Origin of the sequence: Streptomyces sp. NBC_00354, assembly GCF_036106915.1 — a bacterium.
Taxonomy (GTDB): Bacteria; Actinomycetota; Actinomycetes; order Streptomycetales; family Streptomycetaceae; genus Streptomyces.
This window is the reverse complement of the sequence record NZ_CP107983.1, coordinates 2,166,616-2,183,556: the sequence shown is the minus strand read 5'-3', so window position 1 is coordinate 2,183,556 and position 16,941 is coordinate 2,166,616. Positions and strand designations below refer to the sequence as shown.

The 16,941-nt window shown below is 68.2% G+C and carries 10 protein-coding genes; 9 read left to right on the top strand and 1 reads right to left on the bottom strand.

The window, feature by feature from the left end; genetic code table 11:
• Positions 1-183 precede the first annotated feature (183 nt).
• From acnA to OHT74_RS09750, 4 genes are all read left to right on the top strand, one after another.
• Positions 184-2,913, top strand: coding sequence for an aconitate hydratase AcnA (gene acnA, locus OHT74_RS09765; protein ID WP_328620042.1), 2,730 nt, complete (start codon positions 184-186; stop codon positions 2,911-2,913).
• 295 nt (positions 2,914-3,208) lie between these two features.
• Complete coding sequence (gene ngcE, locus OHT74_RS09760; RefSeq protein WP_053691397.1) at positions 3,209-4,633, top strand: N-acetylglucosamine/diacetylchitobiose ABC transporter substrate-binding protein; 1,425 nt, start codon at positions 3,209-3,211, stop codon at positions 4,631-4,633.
• A gap of 22 nt (positions 4,634-4,655) precedes the next feature.
• Positions 4,656-5,600, top strand: a complete 945-nt coding sequence (locus OHT74_RS09755; protein ID WP_266662644.1) for a carbohydrate ABC transporter permease — start codon at positions 4,656-4,658, stop codon at positions 5,598-5,600.
• A gap of 13 nt (positions 5,601-5,613) precedes the next feature.
• A complete protein-coding gene (locus tag OHT74_RS09750) occupies positions 5,614-6,549 on the top strand; it encodes a carbohydrate ABC transporter permease (RefSeq protein WP_266662642.1) in 936 nt (311 codons plus the stop codon).
• A gap of 68 nt (positions 6,550-6,617) precedes the next feature.
• Here the strand turns inward: OHT74_RS09750 and mgtA are convergent, their stop codons facing one another.
• Positions 6,618-9,365, bottom strand: a complete 2,748-nt coding sequence (mgtA, locus tag OHT74_RS09745) for a magnesium-translocating P-type ATPase (protein ID WP_328620041.1) — start codon at positions 9,363-9,365, stop codon at positions 6,618-6,620.
• 584 nt (positions 9,366-9,949) lie between these two features.
• Between mgtA and OHT74_RS09740 the strand changes: the two genes are divergently transcribed.
• The 5 genes from OHT74_RS09740 to dxs all read left to right on the top strand — a co-directional run bounded on the left by OHT74_RS09740 (position 9,950) and on the right by dxs (position 16,925).
• Positions 9,950-11,152, top strand: a complete 1,203-nt coding sequence (locus tag OHT74_RS09740) for an ROK family transcriptional regulator (RefSeq protein WP_266662638.1) — start codon at positions 9,950-9,952, stop codon at positions 11,150-11,152.
• A 117-nt stretch (positions 11,153-11,269) separates the two neighbouring features.
• Positions 11,270-12,385, top strand: a complete 1,116-nt coding sequence (locus OHT74_RS09735; protein WP_266662636.1) for an ABC transporter substrate-binding protein — start codon at positions 11,270-11,272, stop codon at positions 12,383-12,385.
• Between the two features lie 280 nt (positions 12,386-12,665).
• Positions 12,666-13,454 carry an ATP-binding cassette domain-containing protein gene (locus OHT74_RS09730; RefSeq protein WP_266662634.1) on the top strand — a complete coding sequence of 263 codons (789 nt, stop codon included), beginning with the start codon at positions 12,666-12,668 and terminating at the stop codon, positions 13,452-13,454.
• Positions 13,451-14,743 carry a sugar ABC transporter permease gene (locus tag OHT74_RS09725; protein WP_443047330.1) on the top strand — a complete coding sequence of 431 codons (1,293 nt, stop codon included), beginning with the start codon at positions 13,451-13,453 and terminating at the stop codon, positions 14,741-14,743. The genes OHT74_RS09730 and OHT74_RS09725 overlap by 4 nt, the downstream gene beginning before the upstream one ends.
• 265 nt (positions 14,744-15,008) lie before the next feature.
• Positions 15,009-16,925, top strand: a complete 1,917-nt coding sequence (gene dxs / locus OHT74_RS09720) for a 1-deoxy-D-xylulose-5-phosphate synthase (protein WP_266662632.1) — start codon at positions 15,009-15,011, stop codon at positions 16,923-16,925.
• Positions 16,926-16,941: the final 16 nt, after the last annotated feature.

Sequence of the window (16,941 nt, the reverse complement as noted above, 5' to 3'; positions counted from 1 at the left end):
CTGCCCCATGCCGTGCATGACCAGGGCGCGGCAATGCACTAGAGTTATCTCGACATCGAGATATCTGCCGAAGGCGTACCGCAGCCGCCCCTGCTGGTAAGGACTACCTAACTTAGCCTTACCTTAGCGGATTGGCCACAGGGCGTGGCGGCAGGATTGCGGTAAAACGCGCGAATTTCATGCATGAAGGAGACTGTCGTGTCGGCGAACAGCTTCGACGCCCGCAGCACGCTGCAGGTGGGCGACGAGTCGTACGAGATCTTCCGGCTGGACAAGGTTGAGGGCTCTGCCCGCCTTCCCTACAGCCTGAAGGTGCTGCTGGAGAACCTGCTCCGCACCGAGGACGGCGCGAACATCACCGCCGACCACATCCGGTCGCTCGGCAACTGGGACTCGCAGGCCCAGCCCAGCGAGGAGATCCAGTTCACGCCGGCCCGCGTGATCATGCAGGACTTCACCGGCGTCCCCTGCGTCGTGGACCTCGCCACCATGCGTGAGGCCGTGAAGGCCCTCGGCGGCGACCCGGCGAAGATCAACCCGCTCTCGCCCGCCGAGATGGTCATCGACCACTCGGTCATCGCCGACAAGTTCGGCACGAAGGACGCCTTCGCGCAGAACGTCGAGCTGGAGTACGGCCGCAACAAGGAGCGCTACCAGTTCCTGCGCTGGGGTCAGACCGCCTTCGACGACTTCAAGGTCGTCCCCCCGGGCACCGGCATCGTCCACCAGGTCAACATCGAGCACCTGGCCCGCACGGTCATGGTCCGGGGCGGCCAGGCGTACCCCGACACCCTCGTCGGCACCGACTCGCACACCACGATGGTCAACGGCCTCGGCGTGCTGGGCTGGGGCGTCGGCGGCATCGAGGCCGAGGCCGCGATGCTCGGTCAGCCGGTCTCCATGCTGATCCCCCGCGTCGTGGGCTTCAAGCTGACCGGCGAGCTGCCGACCGGCACCACCGCCACCGACCTCGTGCTGACCATCACCGAGATGCTGCGCAAGCACGGTGTCGTCGGCAAGTTCGTCGAGTTCTACGGTGAGGGCGTCGCCGCCACCTCCCTCGCGAACCGCGCCACCATCGGCAACATGTCGCCGGAGTTCGGTTCCACCGCCGCGATCTTCCCGATCGACGACGAGACCCTGAAGTACCTGCGCCTGACCGGCCGCGACGCCCAGCAGGTCGCCCTCGTCGAGGCGTACGCCAAGGAGCAGGGCCTGTGGCTGGACCCGGCCGCCGAGCCGGACTTCTCCGAGAAGCTGGAGCTCGACCTCTCCACGGTCGTCCCCTCCATCGCCGGCCCGAAGCGCCCGCAGGACCGCATCGTCCTCGCCAACGCCTCGCAGCAGTTCGCGCAGGACGTGTGCAACTACGTCGAGGATGACGACGAGGCGGGCAAGGAGTCCTTCCCGGCCTCCGACGCCCCGGCCTCCGCCAACGGCGTGCCGACCCGCCCGACGCTGGTCACCCTGGCCGACGGCACCTCCTTCGAGATCGACCACGGCGCCGTCACCGTCGCCGCGATCACCTCCTGCACCAACACCTCGAACCCCTACGTCATGGTCGCCGCGGCGCTCGTGGCGAAGAAGGCCGTCGAGAAGGGCCTGACCCGCAAGCCCTGGGTCAAGACCACCCTGGCTCCGGGCTCGAAGGTCGTCACCGACTACTTCGACAAGTCCGGCCTGACCCCGTACCTCGACAAGATGGGCTTCAACCTCGTCGGGTACGGCTGCACCACCTGCATCGGCAACTCCGGTCCGCTGGACGAGGAGATCTCGAAGGCGATCAACGAGCACGACCTCGCGGTCACCTCGGTGCTTTCCGGCAACCGCAACTTCGAGGGCCGGATCAACCCCGACGTCAAGATGAACTACCTGGCCTCCCCGCCGCTGGTCGTCGCGTACGCCATCGCGGGCTCCATGAAGGTGGACATCACCAAGGACGCCATCGGCACCGACACCGAGGGCAAGCCGGTCTTCCTCGCGGACATCTGGCCCTCCGAGGCCGAGGTCAACGACGTCGTGGCGAACGCCATCGGCGAGGACATGTTCAGCAAGTCCTACCAGGACGTCTTCGCGGGCGACGCCCAGTGGCAGGCGCTGTCCATCCCCACCGGCAACACCTTCGAGTGGGACCCGCAGTCCACCTACGTCCGCAAGCCCCCTTACTTCGAGGGCATGACGATGGAGACCACCCCGGTCTCCGACATCGCCGGCGCCCGCGTCCTGGCGAAGCTGGGCGACTCGGTCACCACCGACCACATCTCCCCGGCCGGTGCGATCAAGGCCGACACCCCGGCCGGCAAGTACCTCACCGAGCACGGCGTCGAGCGCCGCGACTTCAACTCGTACGGTTCCCGCCGCGGCAACCACGAGGTCATGATCCGCGGTACGTTCGCCAACATCCGCCTGCGCAACCAGATCGCGCCGGGCACCGAGGGCGGCTTCACCCGCGACTTCACGGCCGAGGGCGCGCCGGTCGCGTTCATCTACGACGCCTCGCAGAACTACCAGGCCGCCGGCATCCCGCTGGTCATCCTGGCGGGCAAGGAGTACGGCTCCGGCTCGTCCCGCGACTGGGCCGCCAAGGGCACCGCGCTGCTCGGCGTCAAGGCCGTCATCGCCGAGTCCTACGAGCGCATCCACCGCTCCAACCTGATCGGCATGGGCGTCCTGCCCCTGCAGTTCCCCGAGGGCGCCACCGCGGCCTCGCTGGGCCTCACCGGCGAGGAGACCTTCTCCTTCACCGGTGTGGAGGAGCTGAACAACGGCACCACCCCGCGCACGGTCAAGGTCACCACCGACACCGGTGTGGAGTTCGACGCGGTCGTCCGCATCGACACCCCGGGTGAGGCGGACTACTACCGCAACGGCGGCATCATGCAGTACGTGCTCCGCAACCTCATCCGAGGCTGAGCGCCTTAGCGGCACCAAAGGGCCGTATCCCCGTTAAGGGGGTACGGCCCTTCCGCTTTTCCAGGCCCGGGCCAGGTTTCGGGGAGGTCTCAACTCGGAAAAGCTGATGGACAACCGTGTGCATGATCTTGCTCACACGAGCGGAAGTGGACTATACCTGTGCCCGTCCGGATCACCGCGTTACGAGCGGCACCGGACCGGGGGATGGCGGGGACCTGCGGTGATGTCCGCATGCGCGGTGACCGTCGCGATTTCCGGCCTCCTTCACACTTCTGACGAAGGCGAGGACATGAGCATGGGATCCACTGGTGAGGGCATCGGCCGCCGTGACCTGATCAAGCGCTCCGCGGCACTGGGACTGATCTCGGTGCCCACGATGAGCTTCCTGTCCGCCTGCGCCTCCGGCGGCGAGGACACCACGAAGGGGCCGGACAAGGGTGCGGTGACCAAGGAGAACCCCTTCGGCGTGGCCAAGGGCGGCAAGCTCGACGTCGTCGTCTTCAAGGGCGGGTTCGGCGACGACTACGCGAAGGCCTGGGAGGCCGCCTTCGACAAGAAGTGGGGCACCACCAGCTCCCACCTGGGCACCCAGGAGATCGCGGCCAAACTCCAGCCCCGCTTCAACGGCGGCAACCCGCCGGACGTCATCGACGACTCCGGCGCCCAGCAGATCAAGGTCGACGTCCTCGCCAAGGGCGGCCAGCTCGCCGAGCTCACCCCGGTGCTCGACGCGCCCTCGCTCGACGACCCGGCCAAGAAGGTCCGGGACATGCTCATCCCCGGCACCGTCGAACAGGGCACCCAGGGCGGCAAGTTCGTCGCGCTCTACTACGTCTACACGGTGTTCGGCTTCTGGTACTCGGGCAAGCTCTTCAAGGAGAAGGGCTGGGCCGAGCCGAAGACCTGGGACGAGTTCCTCGACATCTGCACCAAGGCCAAGGCCGCCGGTATCGGCGGACTCGCCCACCAGGGCAAGTTCCCGTACTACATCAACGTCGTCATCATGGACCTGATCGCCAAGAAGGGCGGTCTGGAGGCCATGAAGGCGATCGACAACCTCGAGCCGAATGCCTTCGAGGGCAACCCCGCCGCCCTCGCCGCCGTCGAGGCGGTCTACGAGGTCGTCGAGAAGGACCTGCTGATGGCCGGTACCAACGGCCTCACCCACACGGAGTCCCAGACCGCCTGGAACCAGTACAAGGCCGCCTTCATCCCCTCCGGCTCCTGGCTGGAGAACGAGCAGCTCAAGCAGACCCCGGACGACTTCGACATGAAGTTCCTGCCGGTCCCCACCCTCGCCGACAGCAAGCTGCCCTTCGAGGCCATCCGGGCCGGCGCCGGCGAGCCCTTCATCGTCCCGGAGAAGGCCGCCAACAAGGCCGGCGGCCTGGAGTTCCTCCGCTCGATGCTGTCCCGCGAATGGTCGACCCTCTTCGCCCAGCAGGCCAACTCCCTCACCGTGGTCAAGGACGGCGTCGACCCGAACGTCAAGCTGCGCCCGGGCACGGCGTCGGCTGTCGCGGCCGTCAAGACGGCCGGGACGAACACCTTCAACTACCTGTACCCCGACTGGTACAGCGAGATGGACACCGAGATCCAGAACGCGTCCAATGAGCTGATGGCCAAGCGGATCCAGCCAAAGGAATGGATCAAGCGGGCCCAGGCTGCGGTAGACAAGGCTGCCAAGGACCCGAACGCCAAGAACAACCACCGCAGCTGACATCGTCCAAGGGACGGACACCATGAGCCAAGTAGCCCAGGGCAAGGGAAGGATCGGCTTCATCGTCGGCTTCCTCATCCTGCCGCTCGCGCTGTACCTGACTTTCGTCATCTGGCCGTACATTCAGACGTTCGGCTACTCCTTCACCAACTGGTCCGGACAGTCGCCCACGTTCGACTTCGTCGGCCTGGACAACTACGCGGCGCTGATGAAGGACGAGGTCTTCCGCGGCGCCCTGTGGCACAACCTGCTGCTCCTGGTGTTCGTCCCGACCATCACGATCCTGCTGGCCCTCTTCTTCGCCTTCATGGTGAACGCGGGAGGGCGCAGCGGGGCGGGCGGGGTGCGGGGCGTCCGCGGCTCCTCCGTCTACAAGATCGTCTACTTCTTCCCGCAGGTCCTCTCGCTGGCCATCCTCGCCGTGCTCTTCGGCGCGGTGTACCGCAGCGACGAGGGCGGCCTGCTCAACGGATTCCTCACCAAGCTGGGCCTGGTGGACCCGGCCCACCCCGTCGAATGGCTCAACCAGCCGAACCTCGTCCTGTGGTGCCTGCTCCTGGTGGTGGTCTGGCACGGAGTCGGCTTCTACCTGGTCCTCTTCTCGGCCGCCATGCAGTCCGTACCCAAGGACATCTACGAGGCAGCCCTGCTCGACGGCGCGGGGCGCGCCCAGACCTTCCTCAAGGTCACGCTGCCCCTGCTGTGGGACTCCGTGCAGACCTCCGCGGTCTACCTGGGCATCGCCGCGATGGACATGTTCGTCCTGGTGTCGACCATGACTTCCGGCCAGTTCGGCGGCGGACCCGACCACCACAGCGAGGTCATGGCCACGGTGCTGATGCGCAACTTCCTGTACTTCGGCAAGAGCGGCTACGCCTGCGCCATGGGCGTGGTCATGCTCGTCCTGACCATGATCCTCTCCGTCATCACGCTGCGCGCCACCCGCCGCGAGCGCATCGAGTTCTGAGAGGAGATCCCCGATGACCGCAGAGTCCACAGTGATCAAGGCACCGGGCGAGGCCTCGGCCGAGCGGTCCGGCGGCAGCGGCCGCTCCAAGGAGGGCGGGAACACCGGCTCCGACGGCATGGTGCTGAACGTCTTCTCGCACGGGTTCCTCGCCGTCTGGGCGATACTGATCGTCCTGCCCCTGATCTGGCTGGCGCTCGGCTCGTTCAAGACCGACTCCCAGATCGGCGGATCGGCCCTCAGCTGGCCCTCCAACTGGCACTTCGACGCCTTCTCCCGGGCCTGGGACAAGGGCATCGGCGACTATTTCGCCCACACGCTGATCGTGATGGCGTTCTCGGTGCCGCTGACCATGCTGCTCGGCTCGATGGCGGCGTACGTACTGGCCCGCTACCCCTTCCCGGGGAACCGGCTCTTCTACTACTTCTTCGTCAGCGGGGCGATGTTCCCCGTCTTCCTGGCGCTCGTCCCGCTGTTCTTCATGGTCAAGCGCCTGGACATGCTCAACACGTACCAGGGTCTGGTCCTGGTGTACGTGGCCTATTCGATGCCCTTCACCGTCTTCTTCATGCACTCGTTCTTCCGCACGCTGCCGACGGCCGTGCACGAGGCGGCGGTGATCGACGGGGCCTCCGACACCCGGATCTTCTTCCAGGTGATGCTGCCGATGGCCAAGCCCGGCCTGATCAGCGTCGGGATATTCAATGTCCTGGGGCAGTGGAACCAGTACATCCTGCCCTCCGTGCTGATGCAGCCGCAGACCGGATCGGACCCCGAGCGCTACATGCTCACCCAGGGCCTGATCCAGCTGCAGTACCAGATGGGGTACGAGACGGACCTGCCGGTGCTGTTCGCCGGCGTGACCATCGCGATGATCCCGATGCTGGTGGTCTACCTGTCCTTCCAGCGCCAGATCCAGGCCGGCCTCACCTCCGCCACCCTCAAGTAGCGGGGCGGCGACGGCCGGGGGCGACGCCGATCGCCCCCGGCCGTCCGTTCGGCCGTCGTGCCGGGCGCCTACAGCCAGCTGCCGAATGTGCGGATGTACAGGGTCTTCAGGAGCTGCGTCAGCGTGCAGTACGCCAGCAGTACGCCGATCAGCCACGGGAAGTAGCCCGCCGGCAGGGGCACGAAGCCCAGCGACCCGGCCAGCGGCGAGAAGGGCAGGTACAGCCCGGTCAGCACCGCGAGGACGGTCATCATCATCACCGGCCAGGAGGCCCGGGACTGGATGAAGGGGATCTTCCGGGTGCGGATCATGTGGACGATCAGGGTCTGCGAGAGCAGGCCCTCGATGAACCAGCCGGACTGGAACAGCGCCTGGTTCGCCTCGCTGTCGGCGCCGAACACGTTCCACATGATCACGAACATCGCGATGTCGAAGATCGAGCTGATCGGGCCGATGCAGACCATGAACCGGCCGATGCCCTTGGCGTCCCAGTTGCGGGGCCCCCGCAGGTACTCCTCGTCCATCCGGTCCCACGGCGTCGCCAGCTGCGCGATGTCGTAGACCAGGTTCTGCACCAGCAGCATGATCGCGAGCATCGGCTGGAAGGGGATGAACGCGCTCGCCACCAGGACCGAGAAGACGTTGCCGAAGTTCGACGACGCCGTCATCTTGATGTACTTGATCGTGTTGCCGAAGGTGGTCCGGCCCTGGATCACGCCCTGCCCCAGGACGGTCAGGTCCTTCTCCAGCAGGATGATGTCCGCCGACTCCTTCGCGATGTCGACGGCGGTGTCGACGGAGATGCCGACATCGGCGTCGCGCAGCGCCGCGGCGTCGTTGATGCCGTCCCCGAGGAAGCCGACGGTGTGGCCGTCGGCCTGCAGGGCCCGTACGATCCGGGCCTTCTGGACCGGGTTGACCTTGGCGAAGACCGCCGTACGGGCGGCCAGCGCGCGCAGCGCCGGGTCGTCGAGGGTGTCGATCTCGCTGCCGAGCACCACGTGCCCGACGTCGATGCCGACGTCCGCGCAGACCCGGGCGGCGACGAGGTCGTTGTCGCCGGTGACGACCTTGGCCGCGATGCCCTTGTCGGCCAGGCCCTGGAGGGCCCGGGCGGCGTCGGCCTTCGGCGGGTCGAGGAAGGCGAGGAAGCCGACCAAGGTCAGCTCGTCCTCGTCCGCGACGGAGTAGGTGTCGCGCGCAGTGCTCATCGTGCGGGTGGCGACGGCGAGGACGCGCAGGCCCTGGCGGTTGTCGTCCTCGGCGATGCGGGTGACGTGCCGGCGCAGCTGCTCGGTGAGTTCGACCTTCCGGCCGCGGTCCGTCATGTGGGTGCAGAGGTCCAGGACCTCCTCCACCGCACCCTTGGTGATCATGATGTGCTCGGAGCGGCCGAGGTCGCCCACGATGCTGTTGCGGCCCAGTACCACGGACATCCGCCGGCGGGCGAAGTCGAAGGGGATCTCGTCGACCATCGAGAACCGTGCGTCGACGACAACCTCCTCGGCCTCGTTGACCCGGTTGATGACCGCCTGGTCCATCAGGTTCTTCAGGCCGGTCTGGAAGTGGGAGTTGAGGTAGCCGTACTCCAGGACCTCGTGGTCCTCGTTGCCGTGCACGTCCAGGTAGCGGTCCAGGACGATCCGGTCCTCGATGAGGGTGCCGGTCTTGTCCGTGCAGAGCACGTCCATCGCGCCGAGGTTCTGGATCGCGTTGAGGCGCTTGACGACGACCTTGCGCTTGGACATGGCGACCGCGCCGCGCGCCAGGTTGGCGGAGACGACCATCGGCAGCATCTCGGGGGTCAGGCCGACAGCGACGGCGATGCCGAAGAGGAAGGCCTCGTCCCAGTCGCCCTTGGTGAGGCCGTTGACCGCGAACACGACCGGGACCATGACCAGCATGAAGCGGATCAGCAGGAAGCTGACCTTGCGCACGCCGTCGTCGAAGTTGGTCTGCGGGCGCTCGCCGACCAGCGAGCCGGCCATCGAGCCGAAGTAGGTGTCGGCGCCGGTGGCGACGACCACGCCGGTGGCGGTGCCGGAGGTGACCGAAGTCCCCATGAGGACCATGTTGTCGGCCTCGACCGGGTCGGTGGTCTCGAACCGACCGGAGTCCTCGGTGCCGGGGGTCCCCCCGGCGGAGCGAGGGGGAATGTCGGCCTTGGCCACCGGCAGGGACTCGCCGGACAGCGCGGCCTGGCCGACCATCAGGTCCTTGGAGGTGATCAGCCGCAGGTCGGCCGGGATCAGATCACCTGCGGCCAGCTTCACCACATCGCCCGGGACCACCCGGTCCATGGGCACCTCGAGGGTGGTCGGCCCCGCGCCGCTGCCGGCCCGGCGCTGCACCGCACAGGTGGTGGTGACGAGCTTCTTCAGTGCGTCGGCGGCGCGGCCGGAGCGGAACTCCTGCCAGAAGCGCAGCAGTCCGCTGATCCCCACCATCACCGAGAGGATGACGACACCGGGATCGGCCGGGTCCTGCCACCACATGACGGCGGCCAGGAGGACCAGGACGGCGATGAAGGGGTTCCGGAACGCCTTCGCCAGCTGGACCCACCAGCGCGGGGCGCGCTCGTGGGCGACGACGTTGGCGCCGTGCCGCTCCAGGCGGAGCGCCGCCTCCGTGTGCGTGAGGCCGTTGCGGGTGGCGGAAAGGTCCTGCAGGACCTGGGCGCCGGGGCGGGCGCTGAATCCGGCGAGCTGCTCGCCGGCGAGCCGGGTACGGGACTCCAGCTCGGCGGCCTTGCGCTCGCGGCGGCCCTTGCCCGGCGGCGCGAGCTTGGCCGGGGTGCGGGGGGTGAGCATGGTCATGACGAATACCTCCCTCCACTGCGTCCGGGCAGCACGGAGCCGCGCGGTCACGTGGAGTGATCACGGGTCGGCGCAGGGCGGCGCGAAGCGCCGGCGGACACGCCGATGGGCATGGATGACGCACGCCCGGCGGAAGGGCCGGGGCATGCGGAAGGAAAGGCGGGGAGGGGAAAGAAGGAATGCCGAAACGCACGGGGACGGCGGTGGTGTACCGCAGCCGTGCGCACTCAGGGAAGGATCAGCTGATCAAGGTCAGCCGACGAGAGCGCTGCAAGGACTTCGATCGGGACTCATCCCGAACACCTCCTTGCGTAGCGCCGTCATTGCAGGGCGCCCGATCCGGCCGGAAAGGCCGCAGAGGACCGGCGCCTCGGCGACCGTAGCACGATCTAGAGGGATGTCTTTCATACTTATGACCGGTAGAGGTCGATTCGTTCTGTGTCAGCCTCTTGACGTCTGGAGGGCCAAAGGCTCGACTTAAGGTTCACAAGTTGGAGAGACGCCGGGGTCTCGGAGCACCAAGCCGCGATGCCGGCTCGGGGGGCGACGGTCGGCCGTCGCTTATGGGCAGGAGTGGATGAGTCGTGCAGACTCCCGGATCGCAGTCTTCACTGCACCGCGCGAATCTCGAACGGGTCGTGCGGGCGGTGCGGCTCGCGGGTTCGCTGACCCAGGCGGAGATCGCCCGGTCCACCGGACTGTCGGCGGCCACGGTCTCCAACATCGTCCGCGAGCTCAAGGACGGTGGGACCGTTGAGGTCACGGACACCTCGGCCGGCGGGCGGCGGGCGCGCAGCGTCTCGCTCAGCGGCGACGCGGGCATCGTGATCGGCGTGGACTTCGGCCACACCCACCTGCGGGTGGCGGTCGGCAACCTCGCCCACCAGGTCCTGGCCGAGGAGTCCGCCCCGCTGGACGTGGACGCCTCGTGGGCGGACGGCTTCGACCGGGCGGAAGCCCTGGTCGGAGAGCTGATCGCAGGCATCGGGGTGGGCCTGGACAAGGTCATCGGAGTGGGGCTCGGCGTCCCCGGCCCCATCGACGTGGAATCCGGGACCCTCGGCTCCACCGCGATCCTGCCGGGCTGGGCCGGGATCAACCCGCGCCAGGAGCTGTCGCAGCGCCTCGGCGTGCCCGTGTACGTGGACAACGACGCCAACCTCGGAGCGCTCGGGGAGCTGGTGTGGGGGAGCGGCCGCGGGGTCAAGGACCTCGCGTACATCAAGGTCGCCAGCGGCGTCGGCGCCGGTCTGGTGATCAACGGCCAGATCTACCGGGGGCCCGGCGGCACTGCCGGCGAGATCGGGCACATCACCCTCGACGAGTCCGGCCCGGTCTGCCGCTGCGGCAACCGCGGCTGCCTGGAGACGTTCGCCGCGGCCCGGTACGTGCTGCCGCTGCTGCAGAGCACGCACGGGCCCGAGCTCACCATGGAGCGGGTGGTCGAACTCGCCCGGGAGGGCGATCCGGGCTGCCGCCGGGTCATCGCCGACGTGGGCCGCCATGTGGGTAGTGGTGTCGCGAACCTGTGCAATGTTCTGAATCCGAGCCGCGTGGTGCTCGGTGGTTCGCTGGCGGAGGCCGGTGAACTGATCCTGGCCCCCATACGTGAGTCGGTGGGGCGGTACGCGATCCCTAGCGCGGCACGGCAACTGTCCGTGCTCACCGGGTCGTTGGGCGGCCGGGCCGAGGTGCTGGGCGCGCTGGCCCTGGTGCTGAGCGAGATGGGCGATTCGACCCTTCTGGCCGGTTCGCCGACCCTCAAGCTCTTGCCTTCAGTTAGATAACGGATGGCACCGTTGTCATCTCGTTAAGGATTCACTCCTTGACGGCAAACTGCGGCCGAGGTTGACTCACGTCCACCTCGGCCGCAACGCTGCGGCCTCGTCAGGGAGGTTCAAGAAATGAACACGCGCATGCGTAGAGCCGCCGTAGCCGTCGCCGCCACCGCCATGGCCGCTTCCCTTGCTGCCTGTGGCAGCGCCAAGGAGGCCGGTGAGAAGCCGAAGGAGTCCGGCTCCGCCGCCGCGGGTGGCGCGATCAAGATCGGTCTGCTCCTGCCGGAGAACCAGACCGCGCGCTACGAGAAGTTCGACAAGCCGCTCTTCGAGAAGAAGGTCGCCGAACTCACCGGCGGCAAGGCCGAGGTGGTCTACGCCAACGCCAAGCAGGACGCGACCACGCAGAACTCGCAGGTCGACACGATGATCACCAACAAGGTGAACGTCCTGGTCATCGACGCCGTGGACTCCAAGGCCATCGCCGGATCGGTGAAGAAGGCCAAGGAGAAGGGCATCCCGGTCGTGGCGTACGACCGCCTCGCCGAGGGCCCGATCGACGCCTACACCTCCTTCGACAACGAAGAGGTCGGCAAGGTCCAGGGCAAGGCCCTGCTCGAGGCCCTGGGCGACAAGGCCAAGGCCGGTGAGATCGTCATGATGAACGGGTCGGTCACCGACCCGAACGCCGCCCTCTTCAAGAAGGGTGCGCACTCCGTCCTCGATGGCAAGGTGACCATCGGCAAGGAGTACGACACCAAGGAGTGGAAGCCGGAGAACGCCAACACGAACATGGCGGGTGCGATCTCGGCGATCGGCAAGGACAAGATCGTCGGCGTCTACTCCGCCAACGACGGCATGGCCGGCGGCATCATCACCGCCCTCAAGGCGGCCGGCATGGACCCGCTGCCCCCGGTCACCGGCCAGGACGCGGAACTCGCCGGTGTGCAGCGGATCGTTGCGGGCGAGCAGTTCATGAGCGTCTACAAGCCGTACGCCCCCGAGGCCGAGGCCGCCGCGAAGATGGCCGTCGCGCTTGCCAAGGGCGAGAAGCTGGACGGTGTCACCACCTCCAAGGTCGACAGCCCGACCGACAAGGGCATCCCCTCGGTCCTGGTCCCCGTCGTCTCGCTGACCAAGAACAACATCAAGGACACTGTCATCAAGGACGGTGTCTACACGGCCGACGAGATCTGCACCGACAAGTACGCGGCCGCCTGCACCACCCTCGGCCTGAAGTAGGCCGACCGGGCCTCACACAGGCCCTCTGTAGGCCATCCCGGCCCCGAAACGGGCCGGTCCCGGCCGCACGCAGGTCCCCCCGGGCCTGCCGAGGCCCCAGCGTCCTGCCGGCCGGAGGCCCGCCCCCGCGGCCTCCGGTCCACCAGGACCACCACGCCTGCCCGGCGCCCCGCCCTTCTTCCCCCGCCACCCGTGGGGCGCCGGGCAGGAACGATTTCCCCAGTCCACCCCGCTCCTGCACTTACTGCACGACATCCCCGCCGGTCAGGCGGCGAAGGAGATGGTTCATGTGTCCGCTGCGCCCGTGCTGGCGTTGCGAGGGGTCTCGAAGCGATTCGGTGCCGTCCAGGCGCTCACCGACGTAGAACTCGAGATCCACTCCGGCGAGGTGGTCGCCCTGGTCGGCGACAACGGCGCCGGCAAGTCCACGCTCGTCAAGACGATCGCCGGCGTCCACCCCATCGATGACGGAGTCATCGAGTGGCAAGGCAAGCCGGTCTCGATCACCAAGCCCCACGACGCCCAGAACCTGGGCATCGCGACGGTCTACCAGGACCTCGCGCTGTGCGACAACATCGACGTCGTCGGCAACCTCTTCCTGGGCCGCGAGCTCAAGCGCCGCGGAGTCCTGGACGAGGTGGAGATGGAGCGCCGCGCCCGCGAGCTCCTGACCACCCTGTCCATCCGGATCCCCAGTGTCCGCATCCCCATCGCCTCGCTCTCCGGCGGTCAGCGCCAGACCGTGGCGATCGCCCGTTCGATGCTCGGCGAGCCCCAGCTCGTCATCCTCGACGAGCCCACCGCCGCCCTCGGCGTCGAGCAGACCGCACAGGTCCTCGACCTGGTGGAGCGGCTGCGCGAGCGCGGCCACGCCGTCATCCTCATCAGCCACAACATGGCCGATGTGAAGGCCGTCGCCGACAAGGTGGCGGTCCTGCGGCTGGGCCGCAACAACGGCGTCTTCACCGTCAAGGACACGTCGCAGGAAGAGATCATCTCCGCCATCACCGGAGCCACGGACAACGCCGTGACCCGCCGTGCGGCCCGTACCGGGGAGGCCCGCAAGTGAGCACCGAACACCACACCCATGCGGAAGAGGTGGCCCAGCTCGCCAACCCCGCCGCCCCGGCGGACGCCATTCCCGCGGTGGACCCGCGCCTGCTCGTGCGCGAGCAGGGGCTGGCCGGCTACCTGAGCGAGTTCGGCCGCAAGATGAAGGCCGGCGACCTGGGCTCCGTCCCGGTCGTCATCGGCCTGGTCATCATCTGGGCCATCTTCCAGGGGCTGAACGAGAACTTCCTGTCCCCGGAGAACCTCACCAACGTCGCGATCACGATGGTCGCCACCGGCATGATCGCCGTCGGCATCATCTTCGTGCTGCTGCTGGGCGAGATCGACCTCTCCGTCGGCTCGGTCAGCGGTGTCTCGGGCGCGATCGTGGCGGTCCTCGCCGTCACCCACGGCGTCAACGAGTGGCTGGCGATCCTGGTCGCCATCGCCGGCGGCGCCCTGATCGGCTCCATCCACGGCTTCTTCTTCGCCAAGATCGGCGCACCGGCCTTCGCGGTCACCCTGTCGGGCCTGCTCTTCTGGTCCGGCGCGATGCTGCAGATCCTCGGCAGCAACGGCACGATCAACCTCGACTCCGACGGGGTCGTGGGCCAGCTCACCACGTACTTCTTCTCGGACGTGGCCGCGGGCTACGGCCTCGCCGCCATCGCCGTGGTGGGGTACTTCCTGGCCTCGTTCTTCGACAGCCGCCGCCGCCAGGCCGCGGGTGTCCCGTCCCGCCCGATGAGCGAGATCGTGCTGCGCACGGGCCTGCTGGCGCTGTTCACCTTCGGCCCCGCCGCGGTGTTCAACCAGTACAAGGGCCTCCCGCTCGCGGTGGTGCTCTTCGTGGTGGTCCTGGTCGGCACGGACTTCCTCCTGCGCCGTACCTCGTTCGGCCGGAACATCTTCGCGCTCGGCGGCAGCGTCGAGGCCTCCCGCCGTGCGGGCATCAACGTCACCGGGATCCGCATCGCGGTCTTCGCCATCTCGGGCACCTTCGCCGCAGTCGGCGGGCTCTTCTGGGCCTCCAAGATCGCGGCGGCCAACCAGAGCGCCGGCGCCGGCGACCTGCTGATGAACGTGATCGCGGCGGCCGTGATCGGCGGCACCAGCCTCTTCGGCGGCCGGGGCCGGACCTGGAACGCCCTCCTCGGTGTCATGGTCATCACCTCGATCCAGTACGGTCTGGCTCTCGAGGGAATCGCCACGCCGATCCAGTACATGATCACCGGTGCGGTGCTGCTGGCCACCGTGGTGATCGACTCGGTCACCCGCAAGACCCAGAAGACGGCCGGACGCGCCTGACACCGCGTCCGATGCGGTAAGACCGGTCACAGTGCCCGGTGCCACCCCGTGTGGCACCGGGCATCCGTGCGTACGTCTGCACGTACATCTGTGCGTACGCCTGTGTGGGTATACGCCCGAATGTGAGGTGTGACATCGGGGTGATCTGCACAGGGATGTCTACAGCCATGACAAAGCTGTGACCCGTGTGCGGCAGCCCGATGACCGCGGTCGCCGACGGAACATTAGACTCGACAGACCAGCAAGCAACTGCAAGGAGGCACGGGTGCTGCTGACCCGCATCAAGGGACCGCGCGATCTGGACCGGCTCAGCCAGGAGGAGCTCGACCAGCTCGCCGCCGAGATCAGGTCCTTCCTCGTCGACGCCGTCTCCAAGACCGGCGGGCACCTCGGCCCCAACCTCGGGGTGGTCGAACTGACGATCGCTCTGCACCGGGTCTTCGACTCGCCCAAGGACAAGGTCCTCTTCGACACCGGCCACCAGGCCTACGTCCACAAGCTGCTCACGGGCCGCCAGGACTTCGCCGGCCTGCGCACCAAGGGCGGCCTCTCCGGCTACCCCTCGCGCGCCGAGTCCGACCACGACGTGATCGAGAACTCCCACGCCTCCACCGTGCTGGGCTGGGCCGACGGCCTCGCCAAGGCCAACGAGGTGCTCGGCCGGGAGGACCACCACGTCGCCGCCGTCATCGGCGACGGCGCGCTGACCGGCGGCATGGCCTGGGAGGCGCTGAACAACATCGCCGCCGCCAAGGACCGCCCGCTGGTCATCGTCGTCAACGACAACGAGCGCTCGTACGGCCCCACCATCGGCGGCCTCGCCAACCACCTGGCCACCCTGCGCACCACGGACGGCTACGAGCGCTTCCTGGCCCGCGGCAAGGAGCTCCTGGAGCGCACCCCGGTCGTCGGGAAGCCGCTCTTCGAGACCCTGCACGGCGCCAAGAAGGGCCTCAAGGACTTCATCGCCCCGCAGGGCATGTTCGAGGACCTCGGCCTGAAGTACATCGGGCCCATCGACGGCCACGACATCGAGGCCCTGGAGTCCGCCCTGCAGCGCGCCAAGCGCTTCAGCGGCCCGGTCATCGTGCACTGCCTCACCCAGAAGGGCCGCGGCTACACCCCGGCCCTCGAGCACGAGGCGGACCGCTTCCACGCGGTCGGCGTGATCCACCCGGACACCGGACTGCCGGTCAAGACCGCCGCCGCCAGCTGGACCTCCGTCTTCGCCGACGAGATGGTCAAGCTCGGCCACGAGCGCGCGGACATCGTCGGCATCACCGCCGCCATGCTTCACCCGGTCGGCCTCAACAAGTTCGCCGAGGCCTTCCCGGACCGCATCTACGACGTGGGCATCGCCGAGCAGCACGGCGCCACCTCGGCGGCGGGCCTCGCCACCGGCGGGGTCCACCCGGTCTTCGCGGTGTACGCGACCTTCCTCAACCGCGCCTTCGACCAGGTCCTGATGGACGTGGCCCTGCACAAGTGCGGGGTCACCTTCGTCCTGGACCGGGCCGGTGTCACGGGCGACGACGGCGCCTCCCACAACGGCATGTGGGACATGTCCATCCTCCAGGTCGTACCCGGCCTGCGGCTCGCCGCCCCGCGCGACGCCGAGCAGCTGCGCGCCCAGCTCCGCGAGGCCGTCGAGGTCAAGGACGCCCCGACCGTCGTGCGCTACTCCAAGGGCGTCGTCGGCCCGGCCGTCCCGGCCGTCGGCCGGATCGGCGGCATGGACGTCCTGCGCACCCCGGCCCCCGAGGTCACCCGTCCGGACGTACTGCTCGTATCCGTCGGCGCGCTCGCCCCGATGTGCCTGGAGATCGCCGACCTGCTCGACAAGCAGGGCATCTCCACGACCGTCGTCGACCCCCGGTGGGTCAAGCCCGTGGACGAGGCCCTGGCCCCGCTCGCGGACCGGCACCGCGTGGTCGTCACCGTCGAGGACAACGGCCGCACCGGCGGCGTGGGCTCCGCCGTCGCGCAGGCGCTGCGCGACGCGGGTGTCGACGTGCCGCTGCGCGACTTCGGCATCCCGCAGCGCTTCCTCGACCACGCCCTCCGCAAGGAGATCATGGCCGAGATCGGGCTGACCGCGCCGGACATCGCCCGCCAGGTCACCGGCCTGGTCGCCAAGCTGGACGGGCGGTTCGACACCGAGCCGGCCGCCGCCGTCGACTAGGACGGGTACCGGCCAC